The organism is Rhodovulum iodosum, from assembly GCF_041020385.1.
GTDB classification, from domain to species: Bacteria; Pseudomonadota; Alphaproteobacteria; order Rhodobacterales; family Rhodobacteraceae; genus Rhodovulum; species Rhodovulum iodosum.
On record NZ_JBEHHI010000001.1, the window covers coordinates 58,974 to 80,908 of the forward strand.

Consider the following 21,935-nt stretch of genomic DNA (forward strand, 5'->3'; position numbering starts at 1 on the left):
CGCGCGCCTCAGATACGCTTGGCCGCGGGCAGGCGCAGCAAAAGCGCACCGTAGACGACGGCAAAGCCGCCGAAGGCCGCGATCCAGAACAGCCCCGCCACGGTGTTCAATGGGCCGGAGAATTCGGGCCATACGCCGCCCGCGACCCGCGCAAGCACGGACAGGACCAGGGCCAGGTAGATCGCGACCGTCCCCGCCCCCGCGGTCAGGTCCTGACCGGTATGGCCCAGCGTCGCGCGCGTCATCACCGCCAGCGTCATCAAGCCGATTGCGCCGGCCATCCAGAAATGCTGCGCGCCCGCTATCCCGAACGACCCCGGCAGCAGGTTCTCCGCCGCGAGCGCCAGGGCCCCCAGCGGCACGAAGGCATAGCCAGCGTGCAGCACCGTCACCAGCGGCTCTGCAAATGTCCGGTGCCCGGCCCAACGCCCCAATCGCAGGGCGTGCAACACGCCTGCCAGCGCAAGCGCCACCCCGGTCAGCGCGCCGAGCGGCAGCGCAACCCACAGCACAAGCGCCATCAGAAGGACCAGCAGCGCCGCCTTGTCGAAGGACTGCATGGGGGGCACGGGCATGACCGTGCTGCGCCGTTTCACCAGCCAGTTGCGGGTGAAGGACGGCACCACACGACCGCCGATCACGGCAATCATCATGATGCCCGCACCGAGACCCAGCCGCAGGCCGTAGCCTTGGGCCGCGTAGTCGCCCTCTGCCGCCTCCCAGTGGAACAGCGCGTTGCCAAGAATGAAGGCCCCCAGCATCGCCAGCACGATCAGGTTGCGCCAGTTCTTGCCCGCCACGATCTCGCGCCCGATCGCTATCGCGAAGACAACCGGAAAGGCCAGATCGACCACGGCTACCAGCTCGGCAGGCAGACCGCCCGAGGCCGCAACCGCCACGCGCCCTGACAGCCACAGTCCCGCCAGAGCCGCCAGCCGCCAGCCGACGATCGGCAGGCGCCCGGTCCAGTTCGGCACCGCGGTCAGCAGGAACCCGGCGACAACGGCGCCCAGGTAGCCGAACAGGAATTCATGCGCGTGCCATGATACGGTGTCGAAGGCGATGGGCAGCATCAGGTGCCCCGACAACATCGGCACCCAGAGGACCATGGCCAGCACGGCCCAGACCGCCGCACCGAAAAAGAACGGGCGAAACCCGAAGGTCAGGATCGCGGGGCCGGTCCAGGCGCGCATCTGCTCGGCGGTCGAGGTCATTTGTCTGTCCTTGTGGCCGCCACACCGTCCTCGGTCAGGATCAGGTCGAGCGGGATGTCATGGGGTTGCGGAAAGATCGTCGGCAGATGTGCAACATCAAGTGCGATGCCGATGGTCAGTGGCCGCGGCGCCAGCGCGGCCAGCGTCCGATCGAAATAGCCCCCACCCAAGCCCAGGCGGAAACATGCCTCATCCCAACCGAGGCAGGGGGCGAGCGCGATGTCGGGCGTTAGCGCATTGGCATCGGGCGGGGGAACGGGAATGTTCCAGTCGCCCCGCACCAGTCTGGTTTCGGGTGTCCACTGGCGGAACACCAGTGGAGCCGCGCGGGTCTCTACCACCGGCAAGGCGATGGTCACGCCCGCGCGATGCAGATCGGCCAAGGCAGGGCGCAGGTCGGGTTCCCCCTTGATCGGCCAATAGCCGGACAGGACGCATCCGCGCCTCACCCCGCGTTCTGTCAGCACCCTCCCCAGATGCCCCGCGATCCTGTCCGAGACCTGCGCCCGCCCGGCCTGGCCCAGGCCCTCCCTCAGCCCGGCCAGCCGTGTCCGTTCCGCCCGGCGCCAGCGCGCCACATCGCGCGCCTGTTGGGGATCAACGCTCAGAGGGTCGAAATACGCAGGATCGACCTCGGTGGCCATGCAAGGCGGCGAGGCATATGTCCCGCTCTTTATCATGCTGCGGGCTCAAACCGGGGAAAGAGCACGTCGTTTTCCAGCGCGATGTGATCGGCCAGCTCGTTGAGCAGCGTTGCCGTGCCCCCGTAAAGCGACCGCCAAGACCCGCAGGCGTGCTCTGGTGGTGTCAGGTCGCCCGTCAGCTTGCGGATCAGCGCGATGCTCTCGGCGTGATCGTCATGGTCAGCGCGCATCGCTGCGATCGGATGCTCGATGCCCGCACCGCCGCCTGCGCGCATTGCCGGGAAAAGGATCATCTCTTCCTTGGCCATGTGATCCTCCATCTCGTGCGCCAGCGTGGTCAGGGCACGGGCAAGACCCCCCGGGGCCTCCGGATCATCGGCGTGGACCTGTTCGACACGCTCGGCCAAGGGCACCAGAGAAGCCAGGTCGGCCCTGTGCATCGCATGATAATTGGTCAGGATATGGTCGATAAGGGCCCCCGTTTCCTCGGGTGTGGCAGGGGTGGCATCGTCCTGCATGGCACGTCCCTTCTGTGTTGATTCGTCGGAAAAGGACGAATTGGCATTTGATTTGCCGATTAGAGCACAGTAATACGCATTGTAAATACTAAACCAGGATCGCGACCATGCGCCTCACTTCCTTCACCGACTATGGCTTGCGCGTGCTGATGCGCATGGCGGGCACGCCGGATCGCGCTTTCACGGCCGCCGACCTTGCCGCCGAATTCCGCGTCTCGCGCAATCATCTGGCCAAGGTGATCTCGGCGCTGGCCGCGTCAGGTCTTCTGGAAACCCGGCGCGGCGGCGGGGGCGGCGCGATGCTGGCGCGGGCGCCCGAGGATATCCGGCTAGGCGATGTGGTAACGGTGCTCGAGGCCGATCAGGCGCTGGTGGAATGCTTTGCCGCCGGGGAGAGTGCCTGCACCCTGACACCGCGATGCCGGTTGAAGGCGCGACTGGCCCATGCCGAAGCGGCCTTCGTGGCCGATCTCAACCGCAGCACCCTGGCCGATTGCGTCTACCGCCCGGAAAGCGCCTGACGCGCCACCAGCGCGATGCCAGCCCATACCGCGCTGCGAAGGGCCATGGCGAAAACGGTGCGCATCTCGAAGGCCCCACCCTGCGCCACATGCAAACCGAACGCCGTGGAGACCAGCAGCGTTGCCGCGAAGATCGCAAGCGACAGGGGCCAGGCCCATCGCCGCCCCTGCCAAAGGCCAAGGCCCGCGACGACATAGGCGAATCCGGCCAGCGTGTTGAACCACAAGACGAACAGGACGACCGCACCCATCTCGAGCCCGCCAAGAAGCGTGGCCCCGCCTGAAACAACCGTCAAAAGGCCGAAGGCTGTCGCAACACCCCCTGCGATGCGTAGCACGTTACGTTGCTTCTTCATCGAAAACGCCCTCCTGCGCCTTCAGCAGCGCCAACTGCACGTCGAGCAGTCGCAACCCCTCGGGCACCAGCGAAAAGCCCCGCGCGCCGAGCGTCCAGCGGATGGCAACGCCCTGCACCAGCGAGGTCAGCAGGATGGCGACATCCTCCGGGCTGACGTCGCGGCGCAGGTCGCCCGCAGCCTGAAGATCCCGGATCACGGCAACAAGGCGGCCCTGAAACGCGCCGAGGAGCCCGCGAAACACGTCACGCAGGGCTTGATTGTCCACCTGCAACTCGCGCGACAACAGGATCGACGGCAGGGCGGGCGTTTCGGATATGGCTGACAGCTGCGCAACGATCAGCGCCTTCAGGCGCGCGTGCGGCCCGGTGGCCCCGGCCTCGGCTTCGGCCCAAGAACTCTGCAACCGGTTCGCGATATCCTCGGCCACCGCCAGCCAGAGCGCGCCCTTGGTGGGGAAATGCCGAAAGATCGCGGGCTGGCTGAGGCCGACGGCGCGCGCGACATGCGTGGTGCTCAGCCGGTCGGGTCCGATCTCGTCGGCCAGTCGCAGCACCTCGGCCACGATCTGCGCCTTTCGCTCTTCCGCGCTCTGACGACCTGACATGCAACACCCCTTGTTAGTGATAACTCACTAACCTATACTGATGACAGCCGCAACCCCTATCCCGAGTCGCGCGCCCAGACCGAAAGGACCCCTGCCATGCCCACCGCCCCCACCGGCTATTCCCGACTGCAGATCGCGCTGCACTGGCCCGTCTTCGCGCTGATCGCTCAGAAATACATCCTCAAGGATGCGGTGTCGGCTGCCTGGGACCAAGTCACCGATGGGCCGGAGGCGGGTTTCGACCTGCTCGTGCGGGCCCATGCAGCAGGCGGCGCGCTGGCGATGATCTTCGCGCTGGTGCGGATGCGCCGGGCGCAGGGCTGATCCCGTGCGTCTGGCCCCCCTCCTCGCGCTGCCGCCCATCGCTTTCGGCATCGCCGCGGCTGTCTGGATGATCGCCTCGGAGCACGGCCCCGCGCAGGTCGAAGGGGAAGCGCCCGCGCTGCCCGTCCGGGTGCTGACGGTCGCGGAGGAGGACATCCGCCCGACCGCATCCGCCTGGGGCAACCTGCGAGCGGCCGAGACGTGGGTCGCCGTGGCCGAGGTGCAGGGCGAGGTGATCTGGCGCCATCCCGACCTGGAGCCGGGCCGCCTGATCCCGGCAGAGACCGAGGTGTTGCGGATAGACCCGACCGACTACGAGCTGGCACTCACGCAGTCACGGGCCGATCTCGCAGCGCTTGCCGCCGAAGCCGCACAACTGACTGCCGAGGCGGCCAACACGGGCCGCATACTAGACCTCGAACGCGCCCGACTGGCGCTGGCCGAGGCCGATCTGACACGCACACGGACCCTGGCCGAACAGGGCACAGTCCCCCAATCGCGTGCCGACGAGGCCGAGCGCGCCACGCTTCTGGCCCGCCGCACGGTCGCGGAACTGGAAAACACCCTGGCGCTCATCCCACCGCGGGAAGCTCGGATCACGGCACAGGTGGCGTGGAGCGAAGCCGCCATTGCGCGCGCGCAGCGATCGCTGGCGCACGCGACGCTGGCCGCGCCGTCCGCGTTCAGCGCGCGGCCAGGGCCTGCCGCCGCGACAGCCGGGCGCTTTTTTCGGCCAGTACCGCCGCGCGGGGATGCCAGACATAGCGCGAATCCTCCCGCACCGGCGCCCAGAACAGAACCCCGCCCAGCCGCCACGGGTCCAAGACGATCCCCGCGTCGTAAGGGTCGCCCCGGCGGCTGACGATCACGGTGCTGTGGTCGATGCGGAAGGCAACATCGGCATTGGCAATGGCCCGGTGCAGCGCAAGCGTTCGGAAGTCCTCCTGCGCCAGGCGTGCCTCCATGTCCATGGCCCAGTGATAGCACAGGCCCCGCGGGCGCAGGCCCAGATTGACCTTGGTGTTGTGGATCAGCGGCGGATCGGTGATTTGATAGGCTTCGGCCAGGACGCGGGTTTCCGAATAGGCGACGCGCGCGGCGCGGTCCGCCTCTTCGGGATCGATGCCCGGGCCAAGCGCAAGGATGGCTTGGGACAGGGCCGCCACGTTCTGGGACGCACCCGCCGGCGCCTGGGACTGCGGCGGGGCTGCGCAACCGGCCGCCAGCAATGCCAGCATAAGAACCACGGCAAAAGTCCTCATCCGTCCCCCAGTGCCTTGCCCAGCCTCGGCAGCCGGGCCCGTTTCAACAGCGCTCTGAGCGCCAGTTCCTCGCCCGAGAGCCGCCGCGCCTCGGCATGAACGGCCCTGACCGCCTCTTCGACCGGCTGAGGCGCGGCCAGCCAAAGCTCCATCAGCACTTCGTCCGGCGCGAACCGCCTGACCCCCTCTTGCTCCAGCAGGTGACGCGGGAAATCGCGGGCGTTGAAGGTGACGATCGCATCGGCGCCCCCGGCGATGGCAGCGGCCAGCACATGGGTGTCGTCCGCGTCGGGCAGCCAGAGCCGCGCCTCCAGCCCCTCACGCGGGGCAACCTCGGCAATGGGCCACGCGGCGCGGACCAGCGCGATCTCGGCGCGCGCCTGCACCTCGCCCGTCGGGCCGATCTTGCGCGCGGCGCGGGCCCATTCCTCAAGGATGCGGGCCGACCAGAGCGGGGTATAGAGGCCCCTGGCCGCCACGCCCAGCAGGATTTCGCGCAGCACCGTGGGGTAGATCACGCAGGCGTCGAGCAAGAGCTTCATGGGCTCAGCCGGAAGGCCACGGCCTTGAGATACCCCGACTCGGCCAGTTGCGGCAAAACCGGGTGGTCGGGCCCGGCAAAGCCGGTGAAAAGGATCTGCCCGCGCCGCCCGGCCCGGCCGATACCGCGCGCCGAGGCCGCGCGAAAGCGTGTCAGGTCGGCGGCGTGGGAACACGAGCAGACCACCAGATATCCGCCCGGCGCCACCAGATGCGCCGCCAGCCGCGCCACCCGCTCGTAGGCCCTGAGCCCGGCCTCGAGGGCGGCCTTGTTGGGGGCGAAGGCCGGCGGATCGCAGACCACCAGATCGAACAGCGCCCCCTCGGCCGCCAGCGTTTCCATCGCCGCGAAGGCGTCGGCCTTGCGCGTGTCGAACCGCCCGGCCACGCCGCTGGCCGCGGCGCCCGCCTGGGCCAGCTCCAGCGCCGGGGCCGAGCTGTCGACGGCCAGCGCATGGGCCGCGCCGCCAGCCAGCGCGGCCAGCGCAAAGCCCCCGACATGGGAAAACACGTCCAGCACCCGGCCCGCCGGCGCCAGCCGGGCCGCGAAAGCCTGGTTCGGCCGCTGGTCATAGAAAAGCCCCGTCTTCTGCCCGCCCATGAGGTCGGCCATGTAGGTGGCCCCGTTCATCGGCACCGGCACCGGCCCGTCCAGCGCGCCCTGCACCAGGCGGGTTTCCTCGGCCAGCCCTTCGAGGGCGCGGGCGCGGCCGGTGCCGTTCTTGATCACCGTTTCCACGCCGGTCACCTCGACCAGCGCCGCGGCCAGCGCGTCGAATTGCAGCTCGGCCCAGGCGGCGTTGGGCTGGATCACCGCCGCCGGCCCGAAGCGGTCGATCACCACGCCGGGCAGCCCGTCGGCCTCGGCATGGACCAGCCGGTAAAACGGCGTCTCGTAGAGGCGGGCGCGGAGGCTGAGCGCCCGGTCGATCTTGACCTTCAGCCAGTCCACGCCGATCCCCGCCTCGGCATCGCGGTCGAGCATCCGCGCGATGATCTTGGAGGCCGGGTTGACGGCGACGGTGCCCAGCGGCCGCCGCTCTGCATCCTCCAGCCGCGCGACGGTGCCGGGGGCCAGCGCCTTGGTGCGCCGGTCGGTCACCAATTCGTCGGCATAGACCCACGGAAAACCGTGCCGCAAGGCACGCGCCTCGGCCTTGGGGCGCAGACGGACGATGGGGCGGTCGGAGGGCTGGCTCATGGCTGTTTTCCTAGACGTTTCGCCCCCTGCGGAAAAGAGCGATTTACCGCCGAATGCGGCAACCGCGGTTTGCCTTGTTAGCGCTAACTGCCTATAAGGAAAGGTGTTGCCGCAACGCAGAGGATTCCGCTCATGGCGCTTCACCCCGAACTCCTGGCCGTCACCGAAGCGATCGTCGAGCGCTCGCGCGATACGCGCGCGGCCTATCTCGACCGGATCGCCCGCGCGGCGGAGGACGGGCCGGCACGCGCGCATCTGACCTGCGGCAACCAGGCCCATGCCTATGCCGCCATGGGCGACGCGAAAGAGGCGCTGGCCGAGGGCCGCGCGCCCAATCTCGGGATCGTCACCGCCTATAACGACATGCTCTCGGCGCACCAGCCGTTCGAGAGGTTTCCGGACCTCATCCGCGGCGCCGCGGCCCGGGCGGGCGGCACCGCGCAGGTGGCCGGCGGCGTACCGGCGATGTGCGACGGGGTCACGCAAGGGCAGACCGGGATGGAGCTGTCGCTGTTTTCCCGCGACGTGATCGCCATGGCCGCGGGCGTTGCGCTGTCGCACAACACCTTCGACGCGGCGGTATTCCTGGGTGTATGCGACAAGATCGTTCCGGGGCTGGTGATCGCCGCGGCGAGCTTTGGCCATGTGCCGGCGGTGTTCCTGCCTGCGGGGCCGATGACCAGCGGGTTGCCCAACGACGAAAAGGCCAAGGTGCGCCAGCGCTTCGCCGCCGGCGAGATCGGGCGGGACGAACTGATGGCCGCCGAGATGGCCTCGTACCACGGGCCGGGCACCTGCACCTTTTACGGCACCGCGAATTCCAACCAGATGCTGATGGAGCTGATGGGGCTGCACCTGCCGGGCGCGAGCTTCGTCAACCCCGGCACCGACCTGCGTGACGCGCTGACCGAGGCCGGCGCGGCGCGGGCGTTGGAGATCACCGCGCTGGGCAACGATTACCGCCCCGCGGGGCGCATCCTGGACGAACGCGCCTTCGTCAACGGCATCGTCGGGCTGATGGCCACCGGCGGCTCGACGAACCTGGTGATTCACCTGCCGGCAATGGCGCGGGCCGCGGGCATCCGGCTGGATATCGAGGATTTCGCCCGGCTCTCGGCGGTCACGCCGCTGATGGCGCGGGTCTATCCCAACGGGCTGGCCGACGTGAACCATTTCCACGCCGCCGGCGGCCTCGGCTTCCTGATCGGCGAGTTGCTGGATGCGGGGCTCTTGCACCCCGACACAGAGACCGTGGCGGGCCCGGGGCTGGCCCGCTATACCGAAGAGCCCAAGCTCGTGGACGGCGCGCTGACATGGCAGGCCGGCGCCGGGGCCAGCACCAACGAAAAGATCCTGCGGCCCGCGGGCGCGGCGTTCCAGCCCAGCGGGGGGCTGAGGGCGCTGGACGGCAATCTCGGCCGCGGGATCATCAAGACCTCCGCCGTGGCGCCCGAACGCCACGCGATCGAGGCCAGGGCCCGCATCTTCGACGACCAGGACGCGGTAAAGGCCGCCTTCAAGGCCGGCGAGTTCACCGAGGACACGGTGATCGTCGTGCGCTTCCAGGGGCCCAGGGCCAACGGCATGCCCGAGCTGCACGGGCTGACCCCGACGCTGTCGGTGCTGCAGGACCGCGGCCTGAAGGTGGCGCTGGTGACCGACGGGCGGATGTCGGGGGCCAGCGGCAAGGTGCCCGCCGCGATCCATGTCAGCCCCGAGGCCGCCGAGGGTGGGCCGCTGGCCCGGCTCGCGGATGGTGATATGATACGGCTCGACGCCGGGGCCGGCACGCTTGACGTGGTCAGCGCGGGCGCGCTGGACCGGGCGCCGGCCAGCCCCGACCTGTCTGCCAACGAAACCGGGCTGGGGCGCGATCTGTTCGCCGCGTTCCGCGCCCATGTTCGCCCGGCGACCGAAGGCGCGGGCGTCGTCGTGTAGACGGTATTGAACCGGCGGCACGCCGCGCCGCGCGAAGAAAGGACAAGACGCATGACCCCCTTTGAGGCCAGCCGCATTACCGAGGCGCTTTGCCGCCGGGCGCCCGTCATACCCGTGCTGGTGATCGAGGACGCCGCGCAGGCCAGACCGCTGGCCAAGGCGCTGGTCGCCGGAGGCCTGCCGGTGCTGGAGGTGACGCTGCGCACGCCGGCCGCGCTGGAAGCGATCCACGAGATGTCCAGGGTCGGGGGCGGCACGGTCGGCGCGGGCACCCTGATCACGCCCAAGGACGTGGCCGCGGCAAAGGCCGCCGGCGCGCAATTCGGCGTCTCACCCGGGGCCACCGCGACGCTGGTGCAGGCCGCCGCCGACGAGGAAATGCCGCTCTTGCCCGGCGCGGCCACGGCGAGCGAGGCGATGGCGCTGGCCGAACGCGGCTATACGATGCAGAAATTCTTTCCCGCCGAGGCCATTGGCGGGGTCGCCGCGCTGAAATCGCTGGCCGGCCCCCTGCCCCATATCCGCTTTTGCCCCACCGGCGGCGTCACGCCGGCCAACGCGGGCAGCTATCTGGCGCTGTCCAACACGCTTTGCGTGGGCGGCTCTTGGGTGGCGCCGGCCGAGCTGGTGCGCCGGGGCGACTGGGCGGCGATCACCGAACTTGCCCGCGCGGCCGCGGCGCTGCCGGGCAAGCCCGCGGAATACGTGGCCTGAGGCTGCGCGCCGACCGGCCGGCTCAGCTGCGCCGCCCCCCCGCCCCGCCCCGGCGCCGCGGCGTGGGCGCCGAGGCCAGCCCTTCACGCAGGACCCCGGTCATCGGATGGTCCGGCGCGACGGGGGAATATTCCGCGATCAGCCGTTTCAGCGCGCGGTCGGTGGCGGTTCCGGCGGGCAGCGACAGCGCCCAGTCGAGAAAGATCGACCGGCACTCCTCGGCCCCGATGCCTTCTATCCGGTAGGATTCGCGGATCAGCCCCTTGGGGTCGGCCATCTCAAGCCGCATCGCCGCCCCCCGTTGCGCCCCGCGCCAGAATCGCCTCGATCACCCTGGCCGCCGCCGCGCGCGCCTCGGTCAGCCGCTCTTGCAGCTCTGCCGCGCTTTGCGCGCCGGTGCCGCGCAACAGGAACGCAAGCCCCGCCTCGCCCAATTCGTCGGGGTTGAGGGGGCCGGGGCTGATCAGGCGCGCCGCCGCCTGCACCTTGCGGGTCAGCGCGTAGCCGGCGCAGAGCGTTTCGCCCTCGTCCGCACTCAGCCAGCCGGCCGCCTGCCCGGCCTCGATCTGCCCGGCCACCTGGGTTGCCGGGCTCGCCGCGACCAGCGCCGCGGCCGAGGCGATCAGCTCGATATCCTGGCCCCGGCCCGGCCCCTGCTTGCCGTCCCAGGTGTCCTTGGCGGGCTTGGCCTCGGCCAGCCGGGCGCGCATGTCGACCACGCCCTCGACCACGCGCGCGGCGTCGGCCTTTTCGCACAGCAGCGCGCGGCGCAACGCCTCGACCTCGTCGCCCAGCGCCGCCTCGCCGGCCACGGGCCGCGCGCGGGTCAGCGCCAGGTGTTCCCATGTCCAGGCCTCGTCGCGCTGATAGGCGCGAAAGCTTTGCAGCGAGGTGGCGACCGGCCCCTGCCTGCCCGAGGGGCGCAGGCGCATGTCGACCTCGTAAAGCTTGCCCTCGGCCATCGCGGCGGTCAGCGCGGTCACCAGTGCCTGGGTGAGCCTCGCGTAATAGGCCCGCGCCGCCAGCGGGCGGCGCCCGTCCGAGGCCTCGACCCCGTCGGCATCGTAGATCACGATCAGGTCCAGGTCCGAGGTGGCGGTCAGCCGCCCCGCCCCCAGCGAGCCCATGCCCAGCATCACCGCCCCCTTGCCCGGCGGGGCCCCGTGCTTGGCCGAGAACTGCGCGACCACCGGCCCCCAGAGCGCCGAGAGCACCGCCTCGGCCAGATCGGCGTATTCCGCCCCGGCGACCTCGGCCGGGATCAGGCCGCGCAGGAAATGCACGCCGATGCGGAAATGCCACTCCTTGGCCCAGCGCCGCGCCGCGTCGAGCTGGCGCTCGTAATCGTCGATCGCGGCCAGGCGCGCCGTCAGTTCCTCGGAAAGCCGCGCCTTGCCCGGCCAGGGCGCGAAGAAATCGCCGCCGATCACCGCGTCCAGCACGCCGGCATTGCGCGACAGGTATTGCGCCAGTTCCGGCGACAGCGTGGCGATGTCGATGATCAGGTCGATCAGATGCGGATTGGCCTCGAAGAGCGAGAAAAGCTGAACCCCCGCCGGCAGCCCGGCGAGAAACCCGTCGAAGGCGGCGAAGGCCTCGGCCGGGCGCGGCGCGGCGGTCAGGCGGCGCAGCAGGTCGGCCCGGAGCCGGCCGAAGATCTCACGCGCGCGGGCCGAGCGCAGGCAGGGATAGCCCGCCCAGCGCTCGACGATGCAGGCGGCGCTGTCGGGCAGCTCTGGCGCCTCGTCCTTTCGCGGGGTGCCGGGGGCAAAAAACCCCTCGGTGAGCGCGGCCACCCGCCCCAGCCGCTCGGTCAGACGGGCGCGCCAGGCGGCGGTATCGCCCTCGCCCATGAACCGCGCGATGCGATCCATCCCATGCGCCGTGCCGGGCAGCGCATGGGTCTGCGCGTCATTGACCATTTGCAGGCGATGCTCGATCTCGCGGTGCTCGCGGTAATCGGCGGTCAGCGTCCGGGCAACGTCGGCCGGCACCCAGTCCTTGCCGGCCAGCCGGGCCAGCCCCTCGACCGTGCCGCGCACCCGCAGATCGGGGTCGCGCCCACCGGCGATCAGCTGCCGCGTCTGGGTGAAGAACTCGATCTCGCGGATGCCGCCGGCGCCGAGCTTCATGTCGTGGCCTTCCAGCGCGATGGCGCCGTGCAGCCCCTTGTGGCTGCGGATCTTGAGCCGCATGTCGTGGGCGTCCTGGATGGCGGCGAAATCCAGATGCTTGCGCCAGACGAACGGGCGCAGCCGTTCCAGGTACGCCTCGCCCGCCGCGATGTCGCCCGCACAGGGCCGCGCCTTGATATGGGCCGCCCGTTCCCATGTCCGCCCGAGGCTTTCGTAATACCGCTCGGCGGCCTCCATGGCGACGCAGACCGGCGTGACCGAGGCATCGGGGCGCAGCCGCAGATCGGTGCGAAAGACGTAACCCTCGCCGGTAAGCTCCGACAGCAGCGCCGTCATCCGCCGCGTGATCTTGACGAAGGCCGCGCGGGCCTCGTGGAAATCGGCCGCGTCGAAGCGGTCCTGGTCGAAAAGGCAGATCAGGTCGATATCCGAGGAATAGTTCAGCTCGTGCGCGCCCTGCTTGCCCATTGCCAGCGCCACCATGCCGCCCGCGGTGGCGGCATCGTCCTCGGTCAGGCCGGGGATCTTGCCGCGGCCGATCTCGGCGGCCACCAGCCGCTTCAGCGCCGTATCGACGCAGAGATCGGCGAATTCCGTCAGAGCCGCCGTCGCCCGCTCCAGCGGCCAGACGCCCCCCAGATCGGCCAGCGCGATCAATAGCGCCGCGCGCCGCTTGGCCTGCCGGAGCCCCGGCTTGAGCGCGTCGAGCGGCAAGTCGCCGACCTCGGCCAGCAGCGCGTCGAAGGCCGTGTCGGGCGCGCCCGCCAGCGCCTCTTCCATCCAGCCGTCCTCACGGGTCATCAGCCCCCACAGGTAGGGGCTGCACCCAGCCGTGCCCTCCAGCAGCGCGCGAACCTCTGGCGGCTGGCCCGCGAACCGCTCGGCGGCCTCGGCGGCGCGGTCGGGCTCGTAGGGGATCGGGGCGCGGGTCAGGTGGGCGGCGAAGGTCATGGAGCAGTGATGCAGCGGCCGCGCCCTGCGGTCAACGGGCGCTGAGCGTGCAGCCCGGCCAATGGCGCGGCGCGGCCGTATCGGGGCGGCGCGGTTTGCGGGGGGCGAGACCGGGTTCGGCCACCGCTCGACGGGCCGGTGCCACCGCGCCTGCAGCGCCCGCGTTGCACCCGCCCTCGCGAGCCCCTAAACCGCCGGCCAGAGAACCGGGAGATGCCCCATGAGCAAAAGCCTGACCCGTGTCCGCCGCGCCCTGCAAGAGGCCGGGATCACGCCCGACATCCGCGAACTGGGCCAGACCCGCACCGCCGAAGAGGCCGCCAGCGCGGTCGGCTGCGCGCTCGACCAGATCGCCAAGTCGATCATCTTTCGGGGCGAGCGCACGGGCGAGGCCATCCTGTTTCTCACCGCCGGCGGCAACCGGGTCTGCGCCGACAAGGCCTCGGCGCTGGCGGGCGAAACGCTGGGCAAGGCCGACGCCGCGCTGATCCGCGCGCAGACCGGCTTTGCCATCGGCGGGGTCGCGCCCGTCGGCCACCTGTCTCCGATCCGCGCCTTTCTCGACCCGCGGCTGCTCGACTTCGACACGGTCTGGGCCGCGGCCGGCACGCCGCGCCACGTCTTCCCCCTCGATCCGCACCTGCTGCCCGGTCTCACCGGCGCGCGGCAGGCCGATTTCGCCCTCTGACGGCGATAATGTAAAATCTTTTCACATCAGCCCTTGAAGGCACCGCGCGCCACCCCCATTTCCCGTAATGTGAAAGGCATTCACATCGAAACCACGCCAACCGCAAAGGAGACACCGATGAGTTCCGTCGCCACCTGGCCCTCCCGCGCCGAAAGCTGGCTCGACCAGCGCGGCAAGGGCGCCTGGATCGTCGCCATGGTCCTGGGCTTCATCCTGTTCTGGCCCATTGGCCTGGCCATCCTCTTCTACATGATCTGGAGCAATCGCATGTTCACCGGCCGCCGCAAATCCGATTCCACCTACAATGTCTGCATCCGGGCCAACCGGATGAAAACCACCGGCAATACCGCCTTCGACGCCTACAAGGCCGAGACCCTGCGCCGGCTGGAGGACGAACAACAGGCGTTCGAGGATTTCCTCGACCGGCTGCGCCAGGCCAAGGACAAGGCCGAGTTCGACCAGTTCATGGAAGACCGCGCCCGCAAGGCCCGCGAATCCGCCGACGCCGCCGCGGCCAACCCCGCCGGCGCCTGACCTGCCCGCCCTCCGGGGCGCCCCAGCGCGGGCGCCCCTTTCGATCCGCCCCTCTCTTGCCTACATCTTGTAAAATGCAACAGCCGCTCTGGGCCCTGCCCGACCCCGACCTGCACGGCGAGTTCTACGCCGACGTCCCCGCCAAGCGCCTCGTCGCCTGGGCGATCGACAGCGTGGCGATCTTCGCGCTCGTGATCCTGGCGTTGCCGTTCACCGCCTTCACCGCGCTCTTTTTCTTCCCGCTGTTCTATATCGCCATCGGGCTGGCCTACCGCGCGGTCAGCCTCGCCCGCCTTTCGGCCACGCCGGGCATGTGGCTGATGGCGCTGGAGCTCAGGAACGGCCGCGGCGAACGCGCCGACGCCACGCTCGCGTTTTTGCATACGCTCATCTACTCGATCAGCATCGCCTTCGTGATCCCGCAGATCGTTTCGGTCGCGGCCATGCTGACGGGCCCCCGCGCCCAGGGCCTGAACGACATCATGCTGGGCAGCGCGGTCATCAACCGTCCCGCGCCGGGATGACACGCCCCCTTGGCGCGCGCCGGATGCGGTGCTAGCGTATCGTGAACGAGGATTTGCAGACCCGCTCATGCGCCATTCGCTTCCGCTTGCGCCGCAGTTCTATGTAACGGCCCCGCAGCCCTGCCCCTATCTGGCCGACCGGATGGAGCGTAAGCTCTTTACGGCGCTTCAGGGGGAGTACGCTGAGAGGCTGAACGACGCGCTGTCGAAACAGGGCTTCCGCCGGTCGCAAAACGTGCTTTACCGCCCGGCCTGCGCCGATTGCACCGCGTGCCTTTCGGCGCGCATCCGGGTGGCCGATTTCCGCCCCTCGCGCAGCCAGCGCAAGGCCGCACGGCGCAACGCCGACCTCAAGCGGCAGGCAAACTCGCCCTGGGCCACAGAGGAACAGTACAGCCTCTTCCGCCGCTACCTCGACGACCGCCACGCCAAGGGCGGCATGGCCGACATGGACATCTTCGAATTCGCCGCGATGATCGAGGAAACCCCGGTTCGCTCACGCGTGGTCGAATATACCGCGCCGCCCGCACCCGGCAGCCGGCATCGCAAGCTTGCGGCGGTCTGCCTGACGGACCTGCTCGATGACGGGCTGTCGATGGTCTATTCCTTCTACGAGCCCGAGCGCGCCCGCGCGAGCCTCGGCACCCATGTCATCCTCGACCATGTCGACATCGCCCGCGAGGCGGGGCTGCCCTACGTCTATCTCGGCTACTGGGTGCCCGGCAGCCCCAAGATGGGCTACAAGGCCAATTTCTCCGCGCTCGAGATCTTCAAGAACGGCCGCTGGCAGGATCTCGGCGACCCCGAGTCGCATAGCGGCGAAACCCACCCGCTCTCGGTCGACCCGATCGCCGAACAGGTGGCCCGCATCTCGCTGCCCGACACCCGCTCGCCGGTCTGAGCGCCCCGCTTCCCGGCTTCTTCTGGCCTGAAATATCCCCGCCGGAGGCCCCCGGCACGGCCGGGCGCCCGGCCCGCAGCAGCGCGGTCGGCACCGGAATACGCCGATCACCGTGCGGCACACCTCCTGCGACTTGCCGGCAAAGACCAAGCGCATGTGCGGGGCGCCGACGATCGAAGGCGTGTCGGACCGGCGACGTCGGTCCGGCAAGCAATGTCCGCACCTCCGCCCGCATCCTAGCCGAGGATGCGGTCGCGCTGCCGGCGGTACTGGCCTTCCGACGCGTCGATCCAGTCCGAGGAGGCGCGCATCGACCTTTCCATGCTGGTCCGTATGCGCACGAACAGGTCGTCATCCATGTACTCGTCCAGCGTCGCCTTGGCCGCGGCCCCCATCGCGTCCCAGACCACGTCGGGGAAGTTCAGCACCTTGACGCCATTGGCCTGCAGACGCTGCAGCGCCGCGCCGTTGTTCATCAGGAACTGCGCGAGGTTCCATTGGTGCGTCTCGCCGGCGGCGATTTCGATGACCTTGCGGTGGGCGGGGGGCAGTTCGTCGAACACGTCGCGATTGGTAGCCAGGCTCAGGCCCGCGCCCGGTTCATGGAAACCGGCGGTGTAATAGATCTTGGTGATCTCGAAAAAGCCGGCCTTCTCGTCGGCCCAGGGGCCGATCCATTCGGCGCCGTCGATGGCGCCCGAGGCCAGCGCCCGGTATACTTCGGCGCCGGGCAGGTTCTGCACGCTCGCGCCCATCTTGCCCAGCGCCTGGCCGCCCATGCCGGGCATCCGGAACTTGAGCCCCTGGAAATCCTCCGGCGTGTTGATTTCCTTTGCGAACCAGCCGCCCGCCTGGGCGCCGGTATTGCCGGCCAGGAACGTCTTGAGGCCAAAGATCTGGCCCAGCTCGTCATGCAGCGCGTGGCCCTCGTCGTGGTAGTACCAGTTGGCCAGCTCCTGCGCGGTCATGCCGAAGGGCACGCCGGTGAAGTACTGGTAGCCCGGATGCTGGCTGACGAAATAGAAGTCGGCGCCGTGATACATGTCGGCATGGCCCGCGGTCACCGCGTCGAACACCTCGAAGGCACCGACCAGTTCGCCCGCGGCCCTGAGATCGACCGTCAGCTGGCCGTCTGTCATCGCGGTGATCGTGTCGGCGCAGCGTTGCGCCGCGTCATGCACGCCCGCAAGGCCCCGGCCCCAGGTGGTGACCAGCGTCAGCGTCCGCTTGCCTTGGGCATAGGCCGGCGCGGCCAGGCCGCAGGCCGCCGCCGCAGCGGTGCCGCCCACCGCGGAGGTTGTCAGAAAAGAACGACGATCCATGTAGGGCTCCTCCCGTTTCGTTAGCCGCCCTGCGCGATGGGCGGATCGCTGCAATGCGCGCAGGTTAACGGGATGCGCCGAACAGCCAAAGAGGAGGTTTGACCCCAAACGGCCCCCGCGACCGGCGCCGCGCGGCGGCGCTGGCCTGATCCGGCCCGTGACCCGAGAACCCGCCCCGATTTTCCGAGATGTGCGGAAACTGCAGTACTTCGGCAACATTAATAAAGGATGTGACGCCGCGGCGCACGAAAAGACCGGCTATTTGCGGTTGACCCCGCCGGGGCACCCTCCTAATGTCGCCCGCGCGATAAGAGGAGCCGATGGAAGATGAGGATCGTTCTCGTAGTAGAAGGACGAAGGCGCATGGGCCGGTAACGGTAGCCAGATCACATCCCCATGCGCCCCCGAGACCCGGGGGCTTTTTTATGCGCGCAGATGCCAGGAACGGAGACAGACATGACACAGGCCATGACCGGCGCAAAAATGGTGGTTCAGGCGCTCAAGGATCAGGGCGTGGACGTAATCTTCGGCTATCCCGGCGGCGCCGTGCTTCCGATCTATGACGAGATCTTCCAGCAAAACGACATCCGCCACATCCTCGTGCGCCACGAACAGGGCGCGGTCCACGCCGCCGAGGGCTATGCCCGCTCGACCGGCAAGCCCGGCGTCGTGCTGGTCACCTCAGGTCCGGGCGCGACGAATGCCGTCACCGGCATCACCGACGCGCTGATGGATTCGATCCCTCTGGTCGTGCTGACCGGCCAGGTGCCCACCTTCATGGTCGGCAACGATGCCTTTCAGGAGGCCGACACGGTGGGCATAACCCGCCCCTGCACCAAGCATAACTGGCTGGTCAAGGAAACCGACAGGCTGGCCGAGACGATCCACCAGGGGTTTCACGTCGCCACCAGCGGGCGCCCCGGCCCGGTGCTGATCGACATCCCCAAGGACGTTCAGTTCGCCACCGGCACCTATATCGAGCCGCGCGAGGCCACGACCAAGCACTACAAGCCCAAGGTCAAGGGCGACCGCGAGATGATCGAGCGCCTTGTCGAGGCGATGGAAAGCGCCGAGCGGCCGATCTTCTACACCGGCGGCGGGGTGATCAACTCGGGCGATGCGGCCACGCAGCTCTTGCGCGAACTGGTCGACGCCACGGGCTTTCCGATCACGTCCACGCTGATGGGGCTGGGCGCCTACCCCGCCTCGGGCGAGCACTGGCTGGGCATGCTGGGGATGCACGGGCTCTACGAGGCCAACCTGGCGATGCACGATTGCGACCTGATGATCAATATCGGCGCCCGCTTCGACGACCGCATCACCGGGCGCGTTGCCGATTTCAGCCCGAACTCGGTCAAGGCGCATATCGACATCGACCCCTCGTCCATCAACAAGACGATCCGCGCCGAGATTCCCATCGTCGGCGACGTGGCCCATGTGCTGGAGGATGCGCTGCGGATCTGGAAATCGCGCGGACGCAAGACCAACAAGGAGGGCCTGATGAAGTGGTGGGCCCAGATCGAGGCGTGGAAGACCGTGGAGTGCCTCAAGTACAAGGGCTCCGACAAGGTCATCAAGCCACAATACGCGGTGCAGCGCCTCGAAGCGCTGACCAAGCATCGCGCCGACCGCTTCATCTGCACCGAGGTGGGCCAGCACCAGATGTGGGCCGCGCAGTACCTCGGGTTCGACGCGCCCAACCACTGGATGACCTCGGGGGGGCTGGGCACGATGGGCTACGGCTTTCCCGCCTCGATCGGGGTGCAGGTCGCGCATCCCGACGCGCTGGTGATCAACGTGGCCGGCGAAGGCTCGTGGCTGATGAACATGCAGGAGATGGGCACCGCGTCCCAGTACCGGCTGCCGGTCAAGCAGTTCATCCTCAACAACGAGCGGCTGGGCATGGTGCGGCAATGGCAGACGCTGCTGCATGGCGGGCGCCACTCGCACAGCTGGTCCGAGGCGTTGCCCGACTTCGTCAAGCTGGCCGAATCCTTCGGCTGGAAGGGCATCAAGTGCGACGATCCCGCCGACCTGGACGACGCGATCCAGGAGATGCTGGATTATGACGGGCCGGTTCTGTTCGACTGCCTCGTCGAAAAGCACGAGAACTGCTTTCCGATGATCCCTTCGGGCGAGCCGCACAACAAGATGCTCTTGGGCGAGGACAGCGGCGAAGGCGCGATCCAGGCGGGAGGGGCGGTTTTGGTGTAAGGTCTAAAAGGGGACGTCACGTCACACCCTTGCGCTGACCTTATGTCAGCAGGGAGAACCATCATGGTCCGCACCGCAATCGTTCAGCAGCCACCCGTCTATCTCGACCTCGAGGCCTCCTTGGCACGCGCCGTCGCGCTGGTCGAGGAGGCCGCCGAGGGCGGTGCCGGCCTCGTGGTGTTTCCCGAGGCGTGGTTTCCCGGCTACCCGACCTTCGTCTGGCGCCTCACGCCCGGCGCCGACATGGGTAAGACCGACGCGCTGTTCGCGCGGCTTTTGGCCAATTCCGTCGATCTGTCGAGGGACGGCCTGGCGCCGCTGCGCGAGGTGGCGCGCGAGCGCGGCGTCGTCGTCGTCGCCGGCGTGCAGGAATGCGACGCGGCGCTCAGCGGCAGCACGATCTTCAACAGCGCCGTCGTGATCGACGCCGACGGCACCATCGCCAACGTGCATCGCAAGCTGATGCCGACAAACCCCGAGCGTATGGTCTGGGGCTTCGGCGACGGGCGCGGGCTGAGGGTGGTCGACACCGCGGCGGGCCGGATCGGCGTGCTGCTGTGCTGGGAGAATTACATGCCGCTGGCACGCTACGCGCTTTACGGCCAGCAGCTGGAAATCCTGGTCTCGCCCACCTGGGACGCAGGCGAGGGCTGGCTGGCGACGATGCGCCACATCGCCCGCGAGGGCGGCTGTTGGGTGATCGGCTGTTCGACGCCGCTCGAGGCATCCGACATCCCCGAGGACACCCTCTATCGCGCGGTCCTGTTCCCCGACCCCGAGGAATGGATCAACGATGGCGACGCCGTGGTGATGAAGCCCTTCGGCGGCCCCGTCGCCGGCCCGATGCACCGCGAAAAGGGCCTGCTCTGGGCCGAGATCGACCCGGCGGCGGCCGCCGCCGCACGGCGCAAGTTCGACGTCACCGGGCATTACGCGCGCCCCGACATCTTCCATCTGTCCGTGAACCGCTCGCCGCAGCGGCCTGTGACGCTTGACGAGTCCGACTGATCCCCACCCCGCCCGCGCCGCCGCCGAGGCGCGCCTGGCCGCCTTTGCCGAGGCGCGGCGGCTGGGCGTGGTGCTGCTCGCCGCGCTGCCGACGCTGGCGCTGGCCGCACGTCTGGCGGCGGGCCCGGACCATCCGCTGAGCGGCGGCTGCGTCAACGCGGGCACCGATTTCTGCATCTTCTGGGGCGCGGCCAAGCTGGCGCTGGCCGGCGACGCGCTGGCGGTCTTCGACCAGCAGGCGCTGGCCGCGGCCAGCCTGAATGTCGACCGGGGGTGGTTTCCGTTCCTGCACCCGCCGGGCACGCTGTTGCTTTTCGCGCCGCTCGGTGCCGTGTCGGCGGGGCTGGCCTGGGTCGCGTTCTGCCTGGTCTCGCTCGGCGCACTGGCCCTGGCTCTGCGCCTGTCGGCCGGCCGGCTGTGGGGCGATCTGATGCTGGCCCCGGCGTTTCTGCCCGCGCTGTTGCTGGGCCAATTCACGCTGATCTGGGCGGCAGGGCTGGCCGCGGCGCTGGCCTGCCTGGGCGGCGGGCGCCGCATCGCCGCGGGGGTGCTGATCGGGCTGTTGACGCTGAAACCGACGCTGGGGCTGTTGATCCCCGTGGCGCTGGTGGCCGTTGGCGCCTGGGCCACGATCTTCGCCGCTGCGCTTACTGCGCTGGCACTGCATGGCGGCGCGAGCCTGCTGTTCGGGCTGGCCTACTGGCCCCGCATGGCCGAGATCTACGCCGCCCACGGTGCCCTCGTGCTGGACAGCCTGGCCGGTCTCGACCTGATGGCCGGCCTGCCCGCGCTGGCGGTCCGTGCCGGCCTCTCGCCCGACACCGCGCTCGGGCTGCAGGGGCTTGTGGTGCTCGCGCTGGCCGCGGCGGTCTTCGCGCTCTGGCGCGCCCCGCACGCGGGGGCCGACCGCAAGGCCGCGCTGTTGCTGGCGGCGATACCGCTGGCCTCGCCCTATCTTTGGTATTACGACACGGCCCTTCTGGCGCTGGCCGCGCTGTTTCTCGTGCGCTCGGGCCAGATCGGCCCCGGACCCGGCGGGCGCGCGCTGTTTCTCGCGCTCTGGATCGGGCCCGGCGCGATGATCTGGGCACGGGTGCTCTGGCCCGAGATCGCGCCCGCCCTGGCCACCCTTCTCACCCCGCTGGCGGTGCTGGCCCTGCTGGCCGCGCTCCGCCCGCCCCATGTCCTGCCACTGCCGCGCCCCGCCCAAGGCGGCCCGGCGCGCCGAACCGGAAAGGAAGACCCATGCCCCCACTGAACATCCAGAAAGGCACCTCGCGCCACTCGGCCTACGATCTGCGCGACCCCAATATCGAGGCGGTCGAGCGTCACACGCTGGCGGTGCTCGTCGACAACGAGGCCGGCGTGCTGGCCCGGGTGATCGGCCTGTTCTCCGGGCGCGGCTACAATATCGACAGCCTGACCGTGGCCGAGGTCGACCACGAGGGCCACACCAGCCGCATCACCATCGTCACCACCGGCACGCCCGCCGTGATCGACCAGATCAAGGCCCAGCTGGGGCGCATCGTGCCGGTGCACGAGGTGCATGACCTGACCGTCGAGGGCCCTTCGGTCGAGCGCGAGCTCGCGCTCTTCAAGGTGTCGGGCACCGGCGACAAGCGCGTCGAGGCGCTGCGGCTGGCCGATATCTTCCGCGCGAACGTGGTCGATTCGACGCTTGAAAGCTTCATCTTCGAAATCACCGGCACGCCCCAGAAGGTCGATGCCTTCGCCGAATTGATGCAGCCGCTGGGCCTGGTCGAGATTGCCCGGACCGGCATCGCGGCGCTCGCCCGCGGCGGCGCCGGCTGAGGCCCGC

General features: G+C 69.3%; 23 protein-coding genes. 12 read left to right on the top strand and 11 right to left on the bottom strand.

Annotated features, from left to right (window positions below):
* Window positions 1-8 precede the first annotated feature (8 nt).
* From Ga0609869_RS00265 to Ga0609869_RS00275, 3 genes are read right to left on the bottom strand one after another with little or no spacing between them, the layout of a single operon-like run.
* Window positions 9-1,214 carry an NnrS family protein gene (locus Ga0609869_RS00265; RefSeq protein ID WP_125403981.1) on the bottom strand — a complete coding sequence of 402 codons (1,206 nt, stop codon included), beginning with the start codon at window positions 1,212-1,214 and terminating at the stop codon, window positions 9-11.
* Window positions 1,211-1,858 (bottom strand): 5-formyltetrahydrofolate cyclo-ligase, encoded by a 648-nt coding sequence (locus Ga0609869_RS00270; protein ID WP_125403982.1) that lies wholly within the window; start codon window positions 1,856-1,858, stop codon window positions 1,211-1,213. Before Ga0609869_RS00270 ends, Ga0609869_RS00265 begins: the two co-directional genes overlap by 4 nt.
* Window positions 1,859-1,890: 32 nt before the next feature.
* Window positions 1,891-2,376 carry a hemerythrin domain-containing protein gene (locus tag Ga0609869_RS00275; protein ID WP_125403983.1) on the bottom strand — a complete coding sequence of 162 codons (486 nt, stop codon included), beginning with the start codon at window positions 2,374-2,376 and terminating at the stop codon, window positions 1,891-1,893.
* Window positions 2,377-2,483: 107 nt separating this feature from the next.
* On the opposite strand from Ga0609869_RS00275, the gene Ga0609869_RS00280 reads away from it, so the two are divergent.
* Window positions 2,484-2,897, top strand: a complete 414-nt coding sequence (locus Ga0609869_RS00280; RefSeq protein WP_125403984.1) for an RrF2 family transcriptional regulator — start codon at window positions 2,484-2,486, stop codon at window positions 2,895-2,897.
* Here Ga0609869_RS00280 and Ga0609869_RS00285 read toward each other — a convergent pair.
* Together Ga0609869_RS00285 and Ga0609869_RS00290 are read right to left on the bottom strand one after the other, a co-directional pair.
* The gene (locus tag Ga0609869_RS00285; RefSeq protein ID WP_125403985.1) at window positions 2,876-3,253 is read right to left on the bottom strand and encodes a hypothetical protein; all 378 of its coding nucleotides are present in this window, start codon (window positions 3,251-3,253) and stop codon (window positions 2,876-2,878) included. The two genes, Ga0609869_RS00280 and Ga0609869_RS00285, sit on opposite strands and share 22 nt — an antisense overlap.
* Complete coding sequence (locus tag Ga0609869_RS00290; protein WP_125403986.1) at window positions 3,237-3,860, bottom strand: TetR/AcrR family transcriptional regulator; 624 nt, start codon at window positions 3,858-3,860, stop codon at window positions 3,237-3,239. Before Ga0609869_RS00290 ends, Ga0609869_RS00285 begins: the two co-directional genes overlap by 17 nt.
* Before the next feature lie 96 nt (window positions 3,861-3,956).
* Between Ga0609869_RS00290 and Ga0609869_RS00295 the strand changes: the two genes are divergently transcribed.
* On the top strand, window positions 3,957-4,184 hold the full coding sequence (locus Ga0609869_RS00295; RefSeq protein ID WP_125403987.1) for a hypothetical protein: 228 nt from the start codon (window positions 3,957-3,959) through the stop codon (window positions 4,182-4,184).
* Between the two features lie 683 nt (window positions 4,185-4,867).
* Here Ga0609869_RS00295 and Ga0609869_RS00300 read toward each other — a convergent pair.
* Genes Ga0609869_RS00300 through Ga0609869_RS00310 form a run of 3 tightly spaced genes read right to left on the bottom strand, consistent with a single transcriptional unit; the run spans window position 4,868 to window position 7,187 of the window.
* Window positions 4,868-5,422 carry a hypothetical protein gene (locus tag Ga0609869_RS00300; protein WP_245972177.1) on the bottom strand — a complete coding sequence of 185 codons (555 nt, stop codon included), beginning with the start codon at window positions 5,420-5,422 and terminating at the stop codon, window positions 4,868-4,870.
* 20 nt (window positions 5,423-5,442) lie between these two features.
* Window positions 5,443-5,988, bottom strand: coding sequence for an RSP_2648 family PIN domain-containing protein (locus Ga0609869_RS00305; RefSeq protein ID WP_125403989.1), 546 nt, complete (start codon window positions 5,986-5,988; stop codon window positions 5,443-5,445).
* Window positions 5,985-7,187, bottom strand: coding sequence for an RSP_2647 family RNA methyltransferase (locus Ga0609869_RS00310; RefSeq protein WP_125403990.1), 1,203 nt, complete (start codon window positions 7,185-7,187; stop codon window positions 5,985-5,987). The genes Ga0609869_RS00305 and Ga0609869_RS00310 overlap by 4 nt, the downstream gene beginning before the upstream one ends.
* A 132-nt stretch (window positions 7,188-7,319) precedes the next feature.
* Here Ga0609869_RS00310 and edd point away from each other — a divergent pair, with 132 nt between their 5' ends.
* Together edd and eda are read left to right on the top strand one after the other, a co-directional pair.
* The gene (gene edd / locus Ga0609869_RS00315) at window positions 7,320-9,125 is read left to right on the top strand and encodes a phosphogluconate dehydratase (protein ID WP_125403991.1); all 1,806 of its coding nucleotides are present in this window, start codon (window positions 7,320-7,322) and stop codon (window positions 9,123-9,125) included.
* 51 nt (window positions 9,126-9,176) lie between these two features.
* The gene (eda, locus tag Ga0609869_RS00320; protein ID WP_125403992.1) at window positions 9,177-9,839 is read left to right on the top strand and encodes a bifunctional 4-hydroxy-2-oxoglutarate aldolase/2-dehydro-3-deoxy-phosphogluconate aldolase; all 663 of its coding nucleotides are present in this window, start codon (window positions 9,177-9,179) and stop codon (window positions 9,837-9,839) included.
* Between the two features lie 22 nt (window positions 9,840-9,861).
* On the opposite strand, the gene Ga0609869_RS00325 is transcribed toward eda, so the two are convergent.
* Together Ga0609869_RS00325 and Ga0609869_RS00330 are read right to left on the bottom strand one after the other, a co-directional pair.
* Entirely contained in the window at window positions 9,862-10,128 is a 267-nt protein-coding gene (locus Ga0609869_RS00325; RefSeq protein WP_125403993.1) for a hypothetical protein, read from the bottom strand.
* Window positions 10,118-12,925 (bottom strand): [protein-PII] uridylyltransferase family protein, encoded by a 2,808-nt coding sequence (locus tag Ga0609869_RS00330; RefSeq protein WP_125403994.1) that lies wholly within the window; start codon window positions 12,923-12,925, stop codon window positions 10,118-10,120. The genes Ga0609869_RS00325 and Ga0609869_RS00330 overlap by 11 nt, the downstream gene beginning before the upstream one ends.
* A 220-nt stretch (window positions 12,926-13,145) precedes the next feature.
* Between Ga0609869_RS00330 and Ga0609869_RS00335 the strand changes: the two genes are divergently transcribed.
* The 4 genes from Ga0609869_RS00335 (at window position 13,146) to Ga0609869_RS00350 (ending at window position 15,572) form a co-directional block, all read left to right on the top strand.
* On the top strand, window positions 13,146-13,613 hold the full coding sequence (locus Ga0609869_RS00335) for a YbaK/EbsC family protein (protein ID WP_125403995.1): 468 nt from the start codon (window positions 13,146-13,148) through the stop codon (window positions 13,611-13,613).
* A gap of 117 nt (window positions 13,614-13,730) precedes the next feature.
* Window positions 13,731-14,147: a DUF2852 domain-containing protein gene (locus Ga0609869_RS00340; protein WP_125403996.1), complete on the top strand. Its 417-nt coding sequence runs from the start codon at window positions 13,731-13,733 to the stop codon at window positions 14,145-14,147.
* Between the two features lie 74 nt (window positions 14,148-14,221).
* Entirely contained in the window at window positions 14,222-14,671 is a 450-nt protein-coding gene (locus tag Ga0609869_RS00345; protein WP_125403997.1) for an RDD family protein, read from the top strand.
* A gap of 67 nt (window positions 14,672-14,738) precedes the next feature.
* On the top strand, window positions 14,739-15,572 hold the full coding sequence (locus Ga0609869_RS00350; protein ID WP_125403998.1) for an arginyltransferase: 834 nt from the start codon (window positions 14,739-14,741) through the stop codon (window positions 15,570-15,572).
* A gap of 236 nt (window positions 15,573-15,808) precedes the next feature.
* Here Ga0609869_RS00350 and Ga0609869_RS00355 read toward each other — a convergent pair whose 3' ends face one another.
* Window positions 15,809-16,894: a TRAP transporter substrate-binding protein gene (locus Ga0609869_RS00355; protein WP_125403999.1), complete on the bottom strand. Its 1,086-nt coding sequence runs from the start codon at window positions 16,892-16,894 to the stop codon at window positions 15,809-15,811.
* Window positions 16,895-17,350: 456 nt separating this feature from the next.
* Here Ga0609869_RS00355 and Ga0609869_RS00360 point away from each other — a divergent pair, with 456 nt between their 5' ends.
* From Ga0609869_RS00360 to ilvN, 4 genes are all read left to right on the top strand, one after another.
* Window positions 17,351-19,108, top strand: a complete 1,758-nt coding sequence (locus Ga0609869_RS00360) for an acetolactate synthase 3 large subunit (protein WP_125404000.1) — start codon at window positions 17,351-17,353, stop codon at window positions 19,106-19,108.
* A 63-nt stretch (window positions 19,109-19,171) separates the two neighbouring features.
* On the top strand, window positions 19,172-20,116 hold the full coding sequence (locus Ga0609869_RS00365; protein WP_125404001.1) for a carbon-nitrogen hydrolase family protein: 945 nt from the start codon (window positions 19,172-19,174) through the stop codon (window positions 20,114-20,116).
* A complete protein-coding gene (locus tag Ga0609869_RS00370; protein WP_125404002.1) occupies window positions 20,100-21,374 on the top strand; it encodes a glycosyltransferase family 87 protein in 1,275 nt (424 codons plus the stop codon). Before Ga0609869_RS00365 ends, Ga0609869_RS00370 begins: the two co-directional genes overlap by 17 nt.
* Complete coding sequence (gene ilvN, locus Ga0609869_RS00375; protein ID WP_125404003.1) at window positions 21,362-21,928, top strand: acetolactate synthase small subunit; 567 nt, start codon at window positions 21,362-21,364, stop codon at window positions 21,926-21,928. Before Ga0609869_RS00370 ends, ilvN begins: the two co-directional genes overlap by 13 nt.
* The last annotated feature ends 7 nt before the right edge of the window (window positions 21,929-21,935 follow it).